Origin of the sequence: Liquorilactobacillus mali KCTC 3596 = DSM 20444 (genome assembly GCF_000260415.1) — a bacterium.
In the GTDB taxonomy this organism is placed as follows: Bacteria; Bacillota; Bacilli; order Lactobacillales; family Lactobacillaceae; genus Liquorilactobacillus; species Liquorilactobacillus mali.
The window spans coordinates 1-19,375 of the sequence record NZ_BACP01000039.1 but is presented as its reverse complement, the minus strand read 5'-3'; the positions used below and the strand labels follow the sequence as shown (position 1 = coordinate 19,375).

At 36.4% G+C, this 19,375-nt stretch carries 22 protein-coding genes; 2 read left to right on the top strand and 20 right to left on the bottom strand.

Annotated features, from left to right (window positions below):
- Positions 1–40: 40 nt before the first annotated feature.
- The 4 genes from GSM_RS07560 to GSM_RS07545 form a co-directional block, all read right to left on the bottom strand.
- Complete coding sequence (locus GSM_RS07560) at positions 41–343, bottom strand: type II toxin-antitoxin system YafQ family toxin (protein ID WP_003688403.1); 303 nt, start codon at positions 341–343, stop codon at positions 41–43.
- A complete protein-coding gene (locus GSM_RS07555) occupies positions 333–611 on the bottom strand; it encodes a plasmid mobilization protein (protein WP_003688401.1) in 279 nt (92 codons plus the stop codon). Before GSM_RS07555 ends, GSM_RS07560 begins: the two co-directional genes overlap by 11 nt.
- Before the next feature lie 114 nt (positions 612–725).
- On the bottom strand, positions 726–1,010 hold the full coding sequence (locus tag GSM_RS07550; protein WP_003688399.1) for a helix-turn-helix domain-containing protein: 285 nt from the start codon (positions 1,008–1,010) through the stop codon (positions 726–728).
- Positions 1,010–1,357: a type II toxin-antitoxin system RelE/ParE family toxin gene (locus GSM_RS07545; protein WP_003688396.1), complete on the bottom strand. Its 348-nt coding sequence runs from the start codon at positions 1,355–1,357 to the stop codon at positions 1,010–1,012. Before GSM_RS07545 ends, GSM_RS07550 begins: the two co-directional genes overlap by 1 nt.
- Before the next feature lie 133 nt (positions 1,358–1,490).
- Between GSM_RS07545 and GSM_RS07540 the strand changes: the two genes are divergently transcribed.
- Both GSM_RS07540 and GSM_RS07535 read left to right on the top strand, forming a co-directional pair.
- Positions 1,491–2,078, top strand: a complete 588-nt coding sequence (locus tag GSM_RS07540; protein ID WP_003688394.1) for a site-specific integrase — start codon at positions 1,491–1,493, stop codon at positions 2,076–2,078.
- Positions 2,079–2,090: 12 nt separating this feature from the next.
- Entirely contained in the window at positions 2,091–2,456 is a 366-nt protein-coding gene (locus GSM_RS07535; protein ID WP_003688392.1) for a hypothetical protein, read from the top strand.
- A 674-nt stretch (positions 2,457–3,130) separates the two neighbouring features.
- Here the strand turns inward: GSM_RS07535 and GSM_RS07525 are convergent.
- The 16 genes from GSM_RS07525 to GSM_RS07450 form a co-directional block, all read right to left on the bottom strand.
- The gene (locus GSM_RS07525; protein WP_003688388.1) at positions 3,131–4,111 is read right to left on the bottom strand and encodes a hypothetical protein; all 981 of its coding nucleotides are present in this window, start codon (positions 4,109–4,111) and stop codon (positions 3,131–3,133) included.
- Between the two features lie 320 nt (positions 4,112–4,431).
- Positions 4,432–5,076: a DUF536 domain-containing protein gene (locus GSM_RS07520; RefSeq protein ID WP_003688386.1), complete on the bottom strand. Its 645-nt coding sequence runs from the start codon at positions 5,074–5,076 to the stop codon at positions 4,432–4,434.
- Positions 5,077–5,150: 74 nt separating this feature from the next.
- Positions 5,151–6,053, bottom strand: coding sequence for a hypothetical protein (locus tag GSM_RS07515; RefSeq protein WP_003688385.1), 903 nt, complete (start codon positions 6,051–6,053; stop codon positions 5,151–5,153).
- Positions 6,054–6,069: 16 nt separating this feature from the next.
- Positions 6,070–6,675, bottom strand: a complete 606-nt coding sequence (locus GSM_RS07510) for a YddI family membrane protein (protein WP_003688383.1) — start codon at positions 6,673–6,675, stop codon at positions 6,070–6,072.
- A 26-nt stretch (positions 6,676–6,701) separates the two neighbouring features.
- The gene (locus GSM_RS07505) at positions 6,702–7,781 is read right to left on the bottom strand and encodes a C40 family peptidase (protein ID WP_003688381.1); all 1,080 of its coding nucleotides are present in this window, start codon (positions 7,779–7,781) and stop codon (positions 6,702–6,704) included.
- On the bottom strand, positions 7,782–9,686 hold the full coding sequence (locus GSM_RS07500; protein WP_003688379.1) for a CD3337/EF1877 family mobilome membrane protein: 1,905 nt from the start codon (positions 9,684–9,686) through the stop codon (positions 7,782–7,784).
- Positions 9,687–9,698: 12 nt separating this feature from the next.
- Positions 9,699–10,058 carry a hypothetical protein gene (locus GSM_RS07495; RefSeq protein ID WP_003688376.1) on the bottom strand — a complete coding sequence of 120 codons (360 nt, stop codon included), beginning with the start codon at positions 10,056–10,058 and terminating at the stop codon, positions 9,699–9,701.
- Between the two features lie 15 nt (positions 10,059–10,073).
- Complete coding sequence (locus GSM_RS07490; protein ID WP_003688374.1) at positions 10,074–10,292, bottom strand: hypothetical protein; 219 nt, start codon at positions 10,290–10,292, stop codon at positions 10,074–10,076.
- Positions 10,292–12,772: an ATP-binding protein gene (locus GSM_RS07485; RefSeq protein WP_235720359.1), complete on the bottom strand. Its 2,481-nt coding sequence runs from the start codon at positions 12,770–12,772 to the stop codon at positions 10,292–10,294. Before GSM_RS07485 ends, GSM_RS07490 begins: the two co-directional genes overlap by 1 nt.
- Positions 12,666–13,223 (bottom strand): TcpE family conjugal transfer membrane protein, encoded by a 558-nt coding sequence (locus GSM_RS07480; protein ID WP_003688369.1) that lies wholly within the window; start codon positions 13,221–13,223, stop codon positions 12,666–12,668. Before GSM_RS07480 ends, GSM_RS07485 begins: the two co-directional genes overlap by 107 nt.
- Positions 13,224–13,236: 13 nt before the next feature.
- Positions 13,237–13,569 carry a hypothetical protein gene (locus tag GSM_RS07475; protein WP_003688366.1) on the bottom strand — a complete coding sequence of 111 codons (333 nt, stop codon included), beginning with the start codon at positions 13,567–13,569 and terminating at the stop codon, positions 13,237–13,239.
- A gap of 15 nt (positions 13,570–13,584) precedes the next feature.
- Entirely contained in the window at positions 13,585–14,538 is a 954-nt protein-coding gene (locus tag GSM_RS07470; RefSeq protein WP_003688364.1) for a conjugal transfer protein, read from the bottom strand.
- A 433-nt stretch (positions 14,539–14,971) separates the two neighbouring features.
- The gene (locus GSM_RS07465; protein WP_003688362.1) at positions 14,972–15,436 is read right to left on the bottom strand and encodes a hypothetical protein; all 465 of its coding nucleotides are present in this window, start codon (positions 15,434–15,436) and stop codon (positions 14,972–14,974) included.
- A gap of 92 nt (positions 15,437–15,528) precedes the next feature.
- Positions 15,529–16,191, bottom strand: coding sequence for a hypothetical protein (locus GSM_RS07460; RefSeq protein ID WP_003688356.1), 663 nt, complete (start codon positions 16,189–16,191; stop codon positions 15,529–15,531).
- A gap of 21 nt (positions 16,192–16,212) precedes the next feature.
- Complete coding sequence (locus tag GSM_RS07455) at positions 16,213–17,262, bottom strand: radical SAM protein (protein WP_003688355.1); 1,050 nt, start codon at positions 17,260–17,262, stop codon at positions 16,213–16,215.
- 62 nt (positions 17,263–17,324) lie between these two features.
- Positions 17,325–18,944, bottom strand: a complete 1,620-nt coding sequence (locus GSM_RS07450) for an ABC transporter transmembrane domain-containing protein (RefSeq protein ID WP_003688353.1) — start codon at positions 18,942–18,944, stop codon at positions 17,325–17,327.
- Between the last annotated feature and the right edge of the window lie 431 nt (positions 18,945–19,375).

Genomic DNA, 19,375 nt, shown 5'->3' with positions numbered 1-19,375 from the left:
TATTTATGCTTATTTCAAATAAAAAGACGCCCGAATTCAGCTATTGATTCAATATTTCATGAGACCCAGTGGCTACCAACAACAAAACTAATTCATTATGATCTAGCTGATAAATAACAATCCAGCTATCATAGTTTTTACCATAACTTCCATACCTAGCAGGGTGAAATTCACGATAGCCACGCCATTTACCCTTTAACGCATGATCTTTGATCCGTTTCAAAATAAGTGTATCTTGTTCCATAATTGCTTTTAAACAAGGTTTCAAGACAGTTATCGGTAAGTGCTTTTTCACTAATTTTTTTAATTCGCGTTCGAAAGACTTGGTCTGTTTAATTTGCATCTAACTTATCGATCCAATCATCAAAGTCGGCCAGTGAGCCAATGTTTTTCACCTGACCAGTTTCTGCTTCTTTTTTAGCAGTCAAAGCCTCTGGAGAATCTAAAAAGCTAATTAAACGAACTTCATTGTTAGCCGCCTTAACCAAGGATAAGCGAATATACTCAGAAACAGTTAATCCTTGTTTTGCTAAATTAGCTTTGGCTCGTTCACTAATATCGGGTGTTACACGAGTTGAAACTGTCTTATTTTTAATAATAGCATTACTCATAAGCTTCCTCCTTCTATGTTTACTATCGTATTACAATTATTATATTGTGTTTTTATCATTACTGCAACTATTTAATTTTCAAATAGCCCCTCAAAAACATTGTTAAAATAAGCCCTAAATTGTGGGGCTAAATTGAATTGTTAATCGTTGATTAGTTGCCTGAGCAATCTCAGACAATACCTTAGTCGAAGCATTCATTGATCCATTTTCAATTCTAGCAATGGTTGATTGTGGTTTACCAATTAGACTAGCAAATTCACGTTGACTCATACCCATATTTTCACGGAGATCACGAACTTTAATCGCTACCTCTAAGTTGATATTTTCCTGTTCAACGAGCTTTGCAAAATCAGGATTATTTTTACTTCTTTCAGCAACATATTCATCAATTTTACTCATTATTGATCCTCCTTGTTAAAATACTGGCTTCGTCGATTCCGAGCAATCTTCTTTTCACTCTCTGGTGTTTTTTGCGTTTTTTTAGTGAACGCATTGGTGATTAAGTACTGAGGCCCTTGTACTTGGAAATAGATAGCTCTCTGAATATTTGAAGCTCTCTTAGAGCGAATCTCATAGAGATTGTTTTCCAGTTTTTTAACCCATAATTGGCGTTCTGAGATAATTAGACCGTTATTTTCAATATTTTGAATGGTCGCAATTAATTTGGCAGCGTCTTTATCAGGTAATTGATCCAAAAATTGTTTAAATTCATTCCAGTCATAATAGTCAAATTCTATTTTTTTCATATTTATATGATAGCCTATTAGCTATCAAAAAGCAAACAAATGTGTTATTACACAAACCCTTGGTACAAGCGGAAGTGTGAAATTCACACTTCCGCTTGTACCAAGGGATTACGTATCCAGCGAGGTGATTTACATGCAACAAGTTGTCTTACCAATCAAAGATTCAAATGTTCTCAAAGAGGTGCAAGATACTCTACTCAATAATTTCAAAGCTGGCCGTCGTAACTATACTATTTTTCAAGTTGGTAAAGCTACGCTACTAAGAGTCAGTGACGTTATGTGCTTAAAACAGGCCGACATTTTTAATCCGGACGGTTCTATCAAACAAAATGCATTTATTCACGACCGAAAAACTGGTAAACCTAATACCTTGTACCTTAAACCGGTTCAAACAGATCTCTTATGGTATCGTCAATGGCTGCTTGATCATAAGCTAGAATCTGAATGGCTCTTTCCTTCCATTCAACACCCCAAGCGCCATATTACTGAAAAACAATTTTACAAAATCATGAGTAAAGTTGGCAATCTGTTAGGAATTAATTATCTAGGTACTCATACCATGCGTAAAACAGGGGCTTATCGCGTTTACACGCAATCTAATTACAATATTGGGTTGGTCATGCACCTATTGAATCATTCTAGTGAAGCCATGACCTTAGCTTATTTAGGCTTAGACCAGGCAAGTACCGAAACTATGTTGGATCAAATTGACTTTGGTTAGGAGGCTGTCTTTATGGATTTAGATTTTGAAACAAACAAGTATGATCTTTTTGATGATTGGCACCAAAACAAGACTAAACAAGAATTTACGCAAAAGTTGCAGCAACAAGCTCAAATTGAAAAAACACAGCTGCCACAATTATTGTCGCGTGAAGATTTAAAAATTCGTTGGCAGATGAATTCTCGCCAAAGTGTTCATCAAGTTGTTAGTAAGCCTAATTTTCCGCAACCTGTTTTTAATTTTAATCATGGTAAAACCCCACTTTATTTAGAAACTGAAATTCAAATTTTCGAAATTAATCACCCTTGGTTAATAACTCCAGGCGCTCGTCTTGCTTATAGTCATTGGATTCTTGATAATGTGATTGATCAATCTTGAGATTCAGCTCTAGGTTTTTTATAGTTGGCGCTAGCCTTCTAATACAAATAATACCCAGTTCGATGGGTATTAAATCTACCCTTGACAAGTGTCAAGGGTGTAAGTGCGCATTGACCTCGTTTTACTCGGTCCGCTGATAACCATGAAATCAGTTTTTGCCGTACTTTAAATTCTTAAAAAACTGTTGCAGATTTCGCTGCGCTCAAACAAGTTTTTTAATTGCTTTGTTCAGAAATTCTTTATAAACTTAGCAGCAAATTTTGAATAACTAACTGTAAGAACTATGTATCTAAATTGAAATTATTATTTTGATGTTAGGAGTAATTAAAATGGACGAGCAAAGCGTAGGAGCATAAGACGTTACCAGCTCTAAACAAATCTAGATACTGAAATTGCGAAAGACAAAGTTTCTACAAAAGCTTTGCTTTCCTGCCTAACGGCGAGTGTAAAACGATCAAGCTGGTTCAGCTTGATCGAGGAGAAGGGCCTGGAACCCCCCACACATCATGAAGGATAAATCACTCTCAGGTAACATAACACATCTTATTAACACTAACAATCGTACCAATGCTTCACGCGTCCTTGTACATTGACCCCAAATCACAAACTCACTTCGAGCCTTTAAGTTCCGTTCACACATGACCTTTTTTTCAAAATTACACAATCTATTCCACTTAATTTTTAAAATCTTCTAAACGCAAATTTTCTGCTTCACTATTCTTGACCTCTTTCGCATACCATTCTTTTGATTTTAAAAGATATTCTAATTCTATTCCTTTTGGGAAAATAAAATTTTCTTTTGTATCAGCTTCCTTGAATTCTGAAAATATTAATCGATACTCACGTTGATCTCTATACTCGTTAGCCTTTCTTGCAAAACACTCTTCTAAATATTTCTCGTATACTTTTATCTCTTTAGTTTCGTTTATTTCGTTTAGTATTACATCTTTTTTCATATTTAAGAGCTTATCATCATAATAAACATATGTCCCTTTAAGCCCAATGCTAATTCGATTTTCAATTTTCTCCAACCAATTTCGCTTTTGAAATGTTTCTTTAGTATTCCCACCTTGTAAATTTTTCGTTGTTAAAGACTTAATCGCATTACTGTAATCTTCATCCGAATCTGGATACACAAAATTTATTTCCTCTCTCCAACACAAAAAATTATTAGTTTTAAACCTTTGAATTCTTTTTGCGTCCATTCTTGGTTTCCTAATCTCACAATTAACAAATTCTGGTGTGTTACACCTCATAGTTTCAAATGACTTCATCAACGAAAGATTGAATATAACTGCATCTCTCGTTTCTGCATCTCCTGACTTGTTTAAAAGCTTATTAACTGTTGTGTCTTTTATTTTTCCTTCATTATCAAAATCATCTTCAAAAAGTACAGTGAAACTACTAATATATGTTTGTGCCTTATTATTAAGTATTTCGCTATATTCTATCTTTTCATTATTAGTTAATCTGATAATGCCTTCAGAATCATCTTTTATTTTATCCCTGCCATTATCCCAAAAATGCTCAATAGAATTTAGAAAAAAACGTCCCTCAACAAGATTGCTAGTGTAATCATTAAATTTTATAAAACCTATAGCCTTTTTCCCCTCTGCCGTATATTTTTCAGCTTGTTTTCCATGTAAAGTTAACATATTATTTATCCTCTCTGTAAAAATCTTCATTATGTACATCATACTTTTTGCACTTCATTTTTGTTTCATGTTATAATAATCTCGCAAAGAAAGAATAAACGTTTTTACACCAAAGCCCCTAGCAGTCGCAATCTGCTAAGGGCTTTTTTAGTGGGCTAAATGTTGCCTATTTTATTTTACTTGCGGCGTTTCCGTTTTAGCCAGTCCGTAAACCACGCTGTTATCAGCGCAACCGCAAGTGGGGCAAAGAAAGAAGTAAATAATTTTTACACCTCCCAACCGTTGCAGATTGGATAGGCAACTGCTCCATTATACCCTAATTATCTCCTTTGCCACCAGTGCCGTTTTTTGGGCCTTTCAGCCGTTTTAGGCTCTTTCCTTAACTCTTCTTCTACATCTTCTGCTTTATCCTCGCTCAAATCGTTTCCTGATTCCAATGTTTTTAATCTCTTTTGCGTTCCTAACTCTAATTGTTGCTGTTGATCAAGCAACTTATAAACCTTGCTTAATTGCTCGTCTTTGGTTGCTAGCTGTTCATCTTTCTTCTTTAGCTGTTCTTTCATTAACTTAAACTGTTCTCGGTAATCTTCCAGTATCGGCTGTATCGCGATATTCTCCCCGCCTTTTCCTTTATTTTCAAGGCTTTCTTTGATTTCTTCTTTATTGCTATCGGGTTCCGATACTCGTTCTTTAGTATCGCAATTTTTTAGCTCTGTGGCGGGCTTAGCGTTGCTTTTTTCAGTTTTTGGCATATCGGTAGACTTCGTATCTCTTGTATCGCCGATACGGTAGGCTACTAAAAAATGTTCTTTTATCCGCTTAACAATAGGCTCTCCATAGTAATTTACATTCTTAAGTCTTTTATCATAGTCGATACTGTATTTGTTTATGTAACGATACACTCGTAATTTGTTTATTCCTAATTCTTCCGCGATTTCTGGTACTGATAACCACTTTTTAGCCAATACAATACACCCCTTTTTTCAGTACAAGTTAATTATAACAAAAAAAATAGCCCTTAGTTGGGCTACTCCTTTTTTTATTTGTTGAATAACTTCTTAACTCCGCCAATCTTTTGTGTTCCTGCAATTAAACCCGCTACAGCTAGCAATAATACGCCTGCTACGCTCATACTCATACTTTTAGTAGAGTATTTCCCCGTCTGCGGTAAAGTTGCTCTTACGGCTGTTTTTTGTATTTTAGCACTATTGCTATTGTCTTGGACTGCTTGCGCTTGTCCTTTAGCTGTTGTTGTACTTTCACTTACCGCGCTTGTGTTGTTGGTGGTGCTACTGCTGGTACTCGTGGTTGAACTTGGGTCTACTGGTGTTGCTGTTTGTTTCTCTGTACTTGAACTTCCTGCCACTGTGGTACTTGAAGCCTTTGTTTGGCTTGCATTGCTCTTCTGTATCGTATTTTTAGTTGCTTTTTTACCACTTGAAACGTTGCTATTTGTTGTATTATCAGGGCTTACAGGGGTTACCGTGATACTACTACTTGTATCGGTACTACTTGTATTGCCTGTAGATGATGTATCGCTTGTATCGCCCGTTGGGTTGTTAGTCGGGTTTACTGGCGTTGTGCTACTTCCCGTGCTACTGTCGCTATCGCTTGTACTGCTACTGCTTGAACTGCTTGAAGCTGATGTATCGTTTGTCGGTGTGGTTGGGTCTGTCGGTACTATTTCATTACTTCCTGTTTCTTCATTCTCGCTTGTACTTGTATCGCTACTTGTATCACTGCTTGAAGCTGTGTCGCTTGTACCTGTAGTGTTTGTTGGGTCTGTCGGTGTTGTGCTAGTATCGCTTGTTGGTGCGATACTCGTTGTATCGAGTGCCCCAGATGTAGTTACCTGGTCGGCACTCGCAACCGTTGTTCCTGCCGCTCCGAAAACTAAAAAACTTGCTAAAGTTGCTGAAACTATACTTACTGTTTTTCTCATTTTTTAATATCCTCCTCTAATTACTCCCGTTTGGCTCGTAACCCGTATTGTATTCAATCTTGCTAATTAACCACTCTTGACCGCTTTTTACTAACTTCGTTCTCATTATCATATTTACTTCTTTTGTTGTATCGCCTACCTTGTTCTCCATTTTGTAAAACGTAACCGCCTCTTGGTTCTTGCTATCCCCGCTATTAAAGGTCTGTATATCACTAATCGTTGTGGGGGTATAGCCGTCGTCTTGGCTGTCGCTATCACTCGTACCACTCGGCTTTAGTTGATTCACTGCGTCACCTGTCAAAAATGGCGAGATCTTTTTATAACGTTCTTCTAGGTTCTTATTTTTTGAAGCATATAAATTCTGTAGAAACGCTGCGAGGTTGCTACTGATATTTTTTGTGCTGTCCGTAACTGTCTTTTCAACCGTGCTACTAGTCTTATTACTCGTTGCAGAACTTTCTTTCGCGTTCGCAATCGTTACTTCTTGTTGCTTAAGTCTTTCAGTCAAAGCCTGATTCTTATCTTTTTCATGCTTTAGTGCTTGTCCTATTTGCCAATTTCCCACAATCAACAAACAAATAAACACGATTACTAGAATTATCGGTACTCTGTTTTTCTTCATTTTCTCAACCCTTTTTGTTTACCCGCTTAATTTGCTCCTTTGATTTTGCCAAAATGTGTCTTATATAACTTTTGCCATGCGCTTAAATTTGCGACCTTAACGCCGCTTTTCTCTGCGTTAGACATTTTCCCGTTTCCTAGATAGATTCCAACGTGGGTCATGCCGCCTTGATTGTCTGTACCCTCAAAAAACACTAGGTCGCCCGCTTTTGCTTGGCTTTCAGAAATTTCTGTTACGTCACTCCATTGTTGCTGACTAGTCCGCGGTAACGTGATACCTGCTTTTTTGAAACACCATTGTACTAAGCCTGAACAGTCAAAACCTGTCGTTGGGTTTGACCCGCCCCACACATACGGGTTACCCTCATACTTTTTAGCTTCGGCAATCACGGTATTAAAGTAACTTTCTGATTCGCCGCTTACGGTAACTGTACTTGCAGTAACGCTCTGCCCCGTGCTTGGGTCGTAATACTGCAAAATCTTCTTCCAGTAATTACTATCGCCCGACCCTGCACCATAACTCGGCAATACGTTCTTATAAAAATCGTTGTTAGCCTCTACGGACCATTGCCCGCCGTGGTTTTTTTTCAACCACGGACCAAATGCCGGCGCATTATATAAAACCGAAGTTATATTAACGTCGCCCTCATTTGTCGGGCTTGGGTCATGTCCTGTTATGCTTTTAACACTTGCTAACTGATTCTTAAAAGCTAGTACCCCGTAATGAATACTCTGCTCTGTCGTTAGCGCGTTCGTAACGTTTGCCCCTTTAACACTTTCACTCGCTTGGAATATGTCGGGGTATTTCTCCGCGTTTCCGTGTGTTTCAACTTCCACATGTGCCAACAAAACGCCTAGCCACGAGGTCGGTACATTTTGTTTTTCCATTTCTGCTTGTATTTGGTCTTTAAAGCGCAAAGTTTTTGCTGATAACCCTTTAGAGCTTCCTGTCGAAAGGGTGGTATTCGTTGATGTATCAGTTCCAATGCCACCACCACTTAAAGAAACTAGTAAAGCAGTACCAACTAGAACAAAACCTATTAGGATAAATGGCAAAAGGATAAATATTAAGCTGTGTTTTGCTTTTTTCTTTACCACATTTTCCATTTAATCAGCTCCTAACGGTCGCTCACTATCCTTGCTAGTCTTACGCCCTGATTCTTCTCTAGCATTGCTTTCAGTGCTACTTCTTGGCTCTCTAGCTGTTTGATGTTCTGTCTCTCTTCTAGTATCGCTAGTGTTCCTTGTCGTGTCTGTTTGTCGCCCTGATTCTTCACGCGCATTTGTCGTCTTATTTTCTGCTTGCGTTCCATGCTCTGCCCGTTTTTCAGAGTTCTCACGTGCATTGTTCTGTGTCTCGTTTTGTGTCTGTGTATTCCCGCCTTTCTGTTCTCTTGGGTTTTCGCTCTGCTTTTCTTTCGTCTTTTGCTCTGATTCAGTCCGTGGATCTGTTTTAGTTTTATTTTCCTTTTGTTGCGGTTCTGTTTGTCGCCCTGATTCTTCTCTAGCGTTTGATGTCGCCTTTTTACTGTATGGCTGTTGTTCTTCTTGTCGCCCTGATTTTTCAGTACGTGAGTTCTTATTGTCCTTACTCTCTCGGCGCGGTTGTGGCTCTTGTCTGTGGCTTGTCCGTCTTTCAATGTTCCGACTTGCCGCGCCTGCCATTTGCCTAATAGTATTATTTCCGCCGCCCGCTATCGCTACGCGTCCGCCTGTGACCGTTGAAACTATCCAATCACGCTTCATCAGCATATACATTACTACGATTATTAATAGCGCCGAATTTGCGATATATCCGCCTACTGAATTAGGACTAATAAAACCGTCTACGATTTGAATTATCAGCAATAAAAACATGATAAACATTGCAGTAAACGCCTTGAAAAAGAATAGTCCTATAATTCTTCCGAGATTCTTATAACCACTGTTGCCAAACCATGGTAACAGTGAAACAAAGAACGATAACGGCACTAGTAACAGCAAGGCTAGAATACCGATTTGAATTATTAAATTAAACAATGATATTAGCAGTAACGGAATGCCTAAACCTAGGGTAATCATAGAGGCTACTAGCCCTATCGCCAGTTTTGTATTAATACCCTCGTCTCCGTCCTGCATGTATTTGTTACTTAATTTTTTATCCTCGTCTTTCACAACTTTGTCTGAACCACTATCTTTTTTTTGCTTTAGTAAGTTATCTATCCTATCACTATTATTTTTTGTAATGCTTTTTTCGTTCGTCGTACCGTAATTCATTAATAAATATGGACGATAAACCGCCGCATCAAAATATGTGTTGCGTAAAACCGCGGTTGTTCCTGCTTCTGGTTGGTTTGTGTCAATGCTTTGTGCGCTTCCGTCAAAAGCTAATCCTACTTTCAAAAAACTTCCCTGTATTCCACCACTAATCGTATTGACACTCTTCATTAGCGTTGTTCCTAAAGCTAGAAAAACACTACACAGCACAAAAACTAATACCGTTTTGCCAATTATAGAAAAGCCACCGACTAAATCATTTTTTGAAACGAATGCATAACCTGCCACAATTGCCACAACCACCAAAATCAATGCTAGAAAATTATCAATTAATATATTCCAGATATTTAATGCCGCACTATTAATTTGGTCGATTTTCCCGTTCAAAACATCTGTTGTTGATAAAAGATTGATGATTTTATCAAACCCCTGCCAAATCAATTTGTTGATATAGAAAAAGGTGTTTCCAACTACTCTTATCATCTCTTTAACAGGGTGGGTCGTGGTGTTTAAGTTCGCGTACCCCTTATACTGATCGATTGGGTAACGCTCACTATTTAAGGTTACCCCGCCTTGTTTAACGTCCTGTGCAGTATAATAGTGCTCCTTGTTATACTTCTTTGCTGCTTGTTTCGCTAACTCAACAGCCGCCTTTTTAACGCTGTCTAAACCATTATCCGCATGTACCGTGACATTTCCAATAAACAAAAAACCTAACATAATTAAAATCATGGGGACTAGTTTTTTTATTTTCATGTATTTGCCCCCTTAACTTGTACCTTTGTGAACGTAAACAACTTTCATCTTCAAAACTTTTGCGGCTTCATCATCACTTGTTAGCTCTTTCCATTTACCATTACCAACTTTTTTATAGAAACTCGCCGCGCTATCGCTATCCGTAACCTGCACATAATAAGTATCTTGACTATCTTCGTCATGATAAACGGTTGCTTTCGGGTGTCCGTAGGGCACGCCTGACATTGCTGTACTCATATTTGCTTTATCAATTTTCAGAACCTGTGACACCATTTGTTTATAGTCCGCGGTCGTCTTACCTTGTCCGCAGGCTGTTAAAACTAGCGTTATTCCTAATAATGCTAGCAATAAAATTCCTGCTCTTTTCTTCATAAGTTCCCCAACTCCTTATACATCATCATATATATTCATTTGCCACCCTTTAACCGCTACAATTCCCCCCACGATTGCAATAATAAAACCTAAAAATGGTAGGAACGTAAACCCTGTTTCAAATTTAGTAGCGATATATATTTTAAAAAGTGCAAGTCCTATCCCTATCAGAAATAAAACTACTCCTAAGGCGATTACACCAATCTTAATTGCAAATTTTTTCCAATTAATCACTAGACAAACTCCCTTTCTGCCTTAGCGCTATTGCTTTTATCAACCGTTTTAAAGGCTCTGATCCATTCAGGAAAGACACAATCAACGCTCAATGCGTCTACACGTCCGTAGAAATCTCTAAACAAGCATTGCCCTTTCTTCATGTCCGCTAACAGCTCTTTATTTTCCTTTGTGACGGGCAAGTCCATAAACTTCAAAATATCTTCGCGCTCTGACCTTTCATCAAACGCAAAACATGCCCCAAAGTTTCCGCGGTCGTCCTCGCTTTGCGCGTCCTTAACGGACTGCGTAATCATGATTAATTGATTGTTATAGCTTCGTCCTGCACGTCTTAACTCTTTGACTAACCGTTTACCGCCACGGGTCGCGGTCAAAGTCCACGCTTCATCAAAAATAATCGAGGTCTTTTGCTTGCGGTCGCGTTGCCCGAAATACTGGCAAAACTTCGCTAACGGTATCATGACCGCTAGTGCTTTGCGGTCGCTGTCGTTCATTTCCTCAAACTTTGTACCCGCTTCTGGCAAGTCCAAACCTTGAATACTTAAAATCGTGTGCTTGTAATCAATATTCAGTCCGCGGCTTGTTCCGTCTGAAAAAGCTAACTGCAAAATTGAGTTTTTAACCAATTGACCGACTAACCCGCCCGCTTCGGCAATATTTTTAACATTGCTATCTTTCAACATGTCGATTAAGTCCATTAAGCCGACTTTTTCGCCTTTCTGTTTCTTCTCGATTAACATGTCTAAATCTTCCAAGATCTCACGCTTTACATCGTCTTTGCCTTTCAGGTTATAAACTTGCTCAATCAAGGCTACCGCCGTATCTTTCGCCTGTGCCCCGTTTAAAAATGTTAGCGGGTCAAGTACGCCGTAATTGTTTTTGTCGTTCGGGTCAAGCGTTACATAATGAAATGTTTTCATTAAGTCGATAAAGTACGGATAATCTTTCTGTATTTCAGGGTCTTTGACTGCCTCTTCAAACCATGCATGATTTTCATTTTTCGGGTCGGTCATTAAGATTTGTACATCAAGGAACGTCATATAAAACATCAATAATTTTGCCAAAAAAGATTTCCCTTTTCCGGTCTCGCCGCTGACCAATACATGCGGACTGTCCGTCATTGCTCCAACAATACCTTCATTCGCTATCATAGGGTGGTAAAGAACTATATCGCGGCTACTTTGAATAGCGGTGCTTGTGTCTGGCGCTGTTCCGTGTGTTACTCGTCCGAGATAAAAGCCAATGTTTGAACCTAAGTTACTTGTTAAACCAAATAATAATTCTGCTATTCCACTGTCTTTTGTATACTGCAACCAGTAGCGCTCAAACTGTATCGAGTTACCGTTTAAAAGCGTATAGAACAAATTAACTTGGTCTGCTAGTGGTCGCGTTAATTCAACGTGATAATTAGCCATATAACTTTTAAGCACGTTACATCTGTTCTGACACTCGGTCTTGTCTTTACCACTAACCACAAACACGCCTAACCATTTGTAGAATGGGGTTTTTTTGTTCTCAATATCATTTCGCAAGTCGTTTAATAATGGTTTACCTTGCAGAATAATACTGTCGCTATCCTCATTCGCATACATATCTTTGTCGGTCTCTTTGAAGCGCCGTGCGGTAAACTGCGTTTTCCGAACTGCTGAACTAGGCTTCATCTGCAGAACTTTAACTTTAAACTCTACAGGAAACGGCATTTTTTGCGCGATTCTAAACATTTCCGCATAGGTCATATTTACTTCTGTATTTGTGATTGGCATTAATGCTATACAACTTTCGCCGTATTCATTTGTAAGTCTTAGAAAGCCCGTATGTGCCACTGGGTCGATTGTAGTATTTGTCGTCTGCAGGTTTGCGGGTAACTCTGACCCTGCAATACCATGCCTAAATGGTTCGGTCGTATTGCGGTAAAGTTGCTTATCCGTCAAGCACTCGCCTTTTAGAACTGATAACCCGTCAAAAACTTCTTTCTCACTAGCTTCGTATGGTTCAAAGGCTTTCTTTGTATCTGCTACACTTACACCTAAGTAGCTTAAAGCCTGCATTGTGACACTATCTAACGCGGTTTTGAAAGAGTCCTTTAAAGTATCTTGTTTTAAATACGCGGTATTGTGTAACTTCACGCCAACCGTGAAACCATAACGCGTAACTTCGCCTAATTCTTGCCCTAAAACGTACATAGCGCGCTCGTCATACCGCTTGCCTATCTTTCCTGTTTCACTGCTAAAGTCTTTCTCCAACTGCTTAAAACGCTCATTTAAGCGCATATCTTCGGGCAATAGCTGTAGATCGATTTCATAATAACTTTTTAGCTCCCACAACATTTGTACTAGTTTTCTTTTATAGCCCTCGATTTCCTCCGCATTGTTTTCACTGATGGTTCGGCTCGGTATTCTGTAGTACGCCCACACTTGCCCCGTGTTCGTTAGCAGCATGTTCCTTAATATCGTTTTGAATGGCTTTTTGAGGTTCTGCATTCCCCGCCCCCCTTTCTTTCATGATTGCTAATTCTGATTCATTAAATTTAACTTTGTCCTCTTGATACGGTATTGAACGTTCATCATTAAACCTTTTGTGCGGACGTTTAACCGTCCACCAAAAAACTAATAAGTCCTTGGTAAAAGCAAAAACATTTTTACCGTTAAACGCGGCACGTTCTTCACTTAAAAAACCACTCCCAAACCACATTGGAACTAAGAAATAAATTAATAAAATGAATTGCTTATTTATCAGTCCAAACGTGATATAGTCCAATAACGCAACTTTCAGCAACCACAACAACAAACCTATTACAATTGCGATTGCCACTCTCCTTATTTCAACTCCCACGGGTAACTTAATTTGGTCGTTTAAGCGATAAATGACAATCGGCTTTTTAAAAATTTTTCTGTAGTTATAAACTTGTTCCTTTGTCTGTTTTTCGCTCATACACTTTCACTCTCTATCCTTGGAAAAGTTGAACCAAAGCTTTTAAAGCTCCAACAAAACTATCTGTAAAGTTAACAATCCAGATTAACAATGCTCCACCTAACAAACTTCCTACTACCATGCCCCAACGTTGTGTAAAGATTCCTCTAAACACTTGTACAATCAGGTAAATTACTATCAAATTACCTGCGATTGTCTTTATCCAATCAGTTACGCCGCTTCCCGTTGGTAATGAACTATCTGCCGCAAAAACTGGCGTTGTTGCTCCCAAAGTTACCGCACTTGCCGCCGCTGTTTTGTAGGCTACGTCAAATAAATGGTCTGCCTTTTTTATAAATTTTTTCATGTGTGTTCTCCCCTTTTATTTTCCTAACGTGTGCTTCAAGCTCTCTACATAAAACTTGTTGCCGCCGTCTTTTCTTAACTTCAATGTCATTTCTTGCGTACTGTCGATCTGTGTTGTTGCGTCCTCAACATCAACTGTTACTTTAGCTATTAAGTAGCTTCCGTCCTTGTAAACATCAACTTTGTTAATATCTTTATACTTCTGCGACCCACCCAATAAAGCAGGGTTCTTCATGATATATTGCACGTCTGTAATATCGCTTGAATCGATATACTTCGGTAAGAATATTTTGTCTAACCAGTCTTGTACGTTCTCTTTAATTGTTGCTGATACCTGCTCTTTACCGTCTAAGTTATTTGTCGCTTTCTTGGCATTTGTCGTCTTAAAGTTCGGTACATACTGTGTATATGGTACTGAAACCACGCTGTATTTACCGTTCTTATTAACGACTTCAAAATGAATAATTTCTGCACCGCTCGTTTGATCTTTATTATCCTTTGAAGCGTAATTATAATTAACCAAATAAGCTAATTTAGTAGTCTTATCCTGCGTATCTTGCGACCATAACATCACTGACGCGGGCGTTTTTGTACCCTTTGCATTGTCAACGGTTGGCGTGTCTACGCCACTTGCTAAATACTTGCTTAAACTCTTTTTATAATCGTCTCCGCTTTGATTTGTGTTGTAGTAGGCTTGTACGAAATAACGTCCAAAAACATCTATGTTTCCCGTTTGCTTACTTTCCTCTTTTAACTTCTTTACTTGGCTACTCATGGTTTGCACTTGCGTTTCTAGCGCACGTTCGCGCGCGATTGTTCGCGCTTGCCTTACGACTGCCATTAAAGCTATTAAGAACACAACTATAATTACTAACCAAAGCGCTATTTTAAAGACTTTGTAAGAACGTTGTGCAGGAATTTCAGGTATTTTTTTCTTTTCTTGGTTCTCTTTTACCTGATTAGATACCAACTTGATTTTTTTTAACCATTCTTTTATGATTCTCCCCCCCTTTTTTTGTTAATATTTTGAATGATCACTAAGAAATAGCTTATACAAACAGCATTATTTTATTCATAAAATAACCCTCCTAAATAATTATTTATAAATAAAATATATTTTTTGAAAAAAAAGGCAATAAAAAAGCGCTATCATTAGCGCTGTGAAAAAAAATTAATTAACTTAACTATCTATATTTTATGATAAGTCTCAATTATTATATTATTTGTCTTTCAAAGACTATACTATTTATCTTATATTCCTTGCATAGTGTTGCACGGATATATCTTACGCTCACATTCTTTTTTGCACCTTTAATAATTAAATAATCTGAACTAATAGCCTTACATCTCTTATTTTGTCACAAAAGCATCTTCTATAATTTTTCCGCTGAATCCTGAAAATATTAACTTTTTTTCCTATAATAAATAGTACCCACAATAAGTAACAATAAATGAACAATATTTATTGTTAACATTAAATACATGGTTTGACTATCATACAAGAAAAAATAGATTAAAATGGTCCAACTTAAAAATTCAATCCACGAAAACAATATATAACCAATATAGCTAACATTTTTTAAAAATTTCCAAGCAAATGGGACTGATTTTAATAATAATGGAATATAACGCACCAATATGAGTCCCCCAAAATGAATCACTCCCAAAAGCAAAATTCCTGGAACTACAATTGGATGAGAATAATTAAACCAATATATCACAAAACCATTCAGAGTAAAATATGTCGGCAATTTAGTTCCTAATTGTGTATTAAAGAATAGAATAATAAATGACTGAATAATAAACATACTTCCGGAGATAAATACAAATAATATGTTTTTTCTAGGACCTTGTTCTTTGAATTCCATAAAGTCTCCCTCCTTTGCTAATAATATCAGAAATAATAGAGACCACAAAATGTCCAAATTTGTGGTCTCCAAAAATTTATCCAGCGGATCTATTAAACTTCATACCCTCCAATTGATCTTTTGAATGGCATTAATCTAGATAACTTCTCCTTAGCAATTGACTCGTACAATCCAAAAATATAATTATCCAGTTCTTTAACAAATTCTTTGCCACCCATATCATTAGCTATACTAAATATTTTCCCATAGCCTTCATCAATAGATAAAGATTTCATTTCAAACTTTTCTTCGTTTTCAGCACCATAGACAACTGTTCCCACAAAAGCTACAGTTATTGCAGCAGCATAGTCTATAACCAAAACAATATTTACCACCGCAACAGCTTTAGAGTCATCAGAACCATCTATAAGTTCATAATAAGAACTGGGAACCATATTATTGGCTACTGCAACCTTGAAAAAAGATTTAACGTCATGTTCTTTAACCGCTTCGATTGCTTTCTCATCCAACTTTACTTTGTAGCTGTTATAAATATAACTATTTTCGTCCACAATAGAAGAATTCAAACCATAGTATTTAAATACTCTTTTAGGATTTTTTAAAAAGGCTTTTAATGATGTGCTAGAAATTCTTAGCTTTTCCCACAATCTTTCAATTTTTCCTATTTGTTGACTTTTATTAATATTAAAAGGTATTTGAAATTTGTCTTTTTTCCCCAAATCAGTATTATTCTTTACATACAATTCGTTACTCATAATTTTTACCTCCATTCAACTTTATAGGGCATTCCCAACCATTTGTATTTCTTTGTTATAATCACTAACCTTGATGTTATAACGTAACATCACATCATCAAAAATCTTCTCCCAGTTTTCTTTTAAAATTCTTTGTACTTTTTTATCCGAAAAAATTAAGGCACACGCTTGACATCTATGAGTAATATTGTTTGGATATTCAAAACTCTCATCGAATAACGAAGCATAATATAATATTTTTTCTGGACCATCCGTCCAAATCCAAATTTTCAAAAAATCATTATATTGATCTCTCACTAATTTTTTTAGATTCCCATACTCATAAGCTCCCATTTTCATCTCTGGAATTGCTTCCATAGTTAAACCACAACAACTCACAACTTTGTTATATGGGTCAAGACCCAAATTAGCAAACATACTATCACAGCCAGTAAAACTATCAACTTTATCTTTTGAAAGAATAACGCTTTTCTCTTGTTTTACGTCACTATCTTTATGAAATGGAATCCACACATCTTGAATGATTTTGACAGGGTTATCTGCGTGTTTATTGAAGTCTTTAAGTCGTTGATCGTTCAAAAGATCCTCCATTTTAAATTTTGCGTTAGCAGCGCCTTCAAGGACAATAACCGTTGCTATCCCAAGTTTTGCGGCCTCTATTGAAGCATTAACTACATTTTTGAAAGGAACAAAACGCTGATGGTTATCGCCAGTGGAAAAGTTAATTTCTTTTAACCCAGCTTGTCTTGCTGGTAAAAGTTTTTTATATGCGTTTTTTGAGCTTGTGGCCCACGAAGCGTTAGAAACACATCTTGTCGAAAGCTTCATCTTAGTGGCTAATGCAATTGAATCATAAAGAATCTTTCGAAGAATAAAACATTCACCTCCAGTAAAAAAGACAGCCCTTAGTTTAGGAAGACTTTTCTTAGCTTCCATTATAAAATGTGAAATTTGCTCATAACTTAATTTTTCCTTCCGTTTGGGACTACAATCAAAACAACACTCTTCGCAGGCAGCTGTACATCTAAAGGTAGTGATTACAGTAATACTACTAGGTTCTACTAACTTCAAAGCATCATCTCCTTAACGTGTTTACACTACATCTCGCAACTGAAACTTTTATTACCACCTCCTTATTTAATTGGAAAAACTATTTTTTGGGGGTTTAGAATGGTATCAATTTGATCATGTGAATGAGAAATGATAATCAAAGTACGATCCGACCTCCACGTATTTAGATAAGTAAGAATGTTGATCAAGCTATCCGCATCAATATTCGAAAGAATTTCATCAACAATGAGAATTTGGGGATCAACTAACAGTGCATGAATTAATTTTATTTTTTGAATTTGTCCCGTACTTAAAGCATGCTGATCATTATCCACTTGACTAGTTAAAACCATGTTGTTGTTTTGTAAATCACTCTTTAATAAAGTTATACGTAACATTTCTTCTAACTTTTGTTTGCTGTAATTTTTGATACCAATAGTCAAATTATCTAAAACAGTCCCCTTAAATAAATAAGTATCTTGAGGAACATAGGCAATCTGACATTTATTGTTTATTTTTATTGACCCAGATTTAATCCCAATGAGACCCATAAGCGCCTTTGCAAATGTACTCTTTCCTGAAGCATTAGGGCCTTCAATGAGATAACTATTATTTTTATAAAAAGTATAATCAAAGTTATTAATAACATTTTTCTTACCCTCATAATCAATAGTTAAATTTAAAACCGTTATTGTTTTTTCTACAGATAAGGATGTTTGGTATTTTGCCTCTAAGTTCTTTTTTTTGTTAGTGTCCAATAATTGATTAACACGATCACAAGACAGTGATAATTGCTTAGATGTTGGCATTAGCCCAATTAAACGACCAACTGGTGAAAATATTGCTGCTGAATATGAATAGCAGGCAATGATATTCCCTAGTGTACTTTTACCGTTAATAATTAATAATCCTCCCAATAATAAAACAATGAAAGGAGCCACAACAGCCAAAAAACCAACTACACTGTTAATAAATGTAATAACCGTATTAAAATACACAGAAGTTTCCATTAGTTTTTTGTTTTTCCGATTGAAAGAATCAAAATACTGATCTTGTAGTTGATATACGTTGATAAACAAAAAGCCACGAACTGTATCAACCAAATGAATAAGAATCGAATCTTTTGCTTTCTGAATTTCTGAAAAATATTTTTTTGATAGTTTACTTAATTTTAAATTTAATAAAACAAATACGGGTATAGAAACCAGTACAACCAATGCTAAATAAACATTTAGTATCATTAAAATTGCCATATATGACACAATGCCAAGTACAGCAGAAATAACATTAATATAAAGGTTTTGAAAGTTACTGCCAATAACCTCGCAATCACTAATAATAGCTGTTTGCGTCATATCATTTTTTTGATTCATTTCATTAGTTTTAGAGTTTAACTTCATTTGATATATTTGTTTTCTTAATTTAGCAACAATTAACTGAGACCACCTTGAAGAGACAATACTTAAAATGAAATTAAGACACAACTGCAGAACAATTAAAAAAACAAAAACAAAACAAATTTCCCACAATCCCGAAGTATTTCGTACATACAGTACGGCATCAACAATAGCTTTAACTAATAACGGAAATGGCAATCCAGAAGCAACAACTAGAACAATTAATAGCCCGACAAAAAAAGCTTTTAGCTTTTCTTGCTTAACAAGCGAAAAAAACTTATCACATAACCACCTCCAAAGCCTCAATAATTATTAATATTTTCAGGCTCATCATAGTACTATATATTGTGAAATTCAACACTAATTAATCATTATTTTTATTTTTTATTAATTAACAAAAAATATTACATAACTAATTTTGATTAAAAAGCTCGTATACAATGTATTTTAGACAAAAAATGACTTTGTTTTAAGATAATTTTAAAACAAAATCATTTAATCAAGAATTCACAAATAAAATCAACTCATATAATTACATGCCTTTTAAATTTTTTTGAGTCTATTTTGGCTGATCTCTTCTCTGCTTCGTCCTACATCCTTTTTTATTCAATATGCCACCTGTCTAGAAATACAGCACAGTGAAATAAAGTTGTAAAAGACGTAAAATCTTATTTGTTCTATCATTTATTTATGAAGTTATTTTATTCTTGCTTGGATGGATCCAATTGCTTTAAATT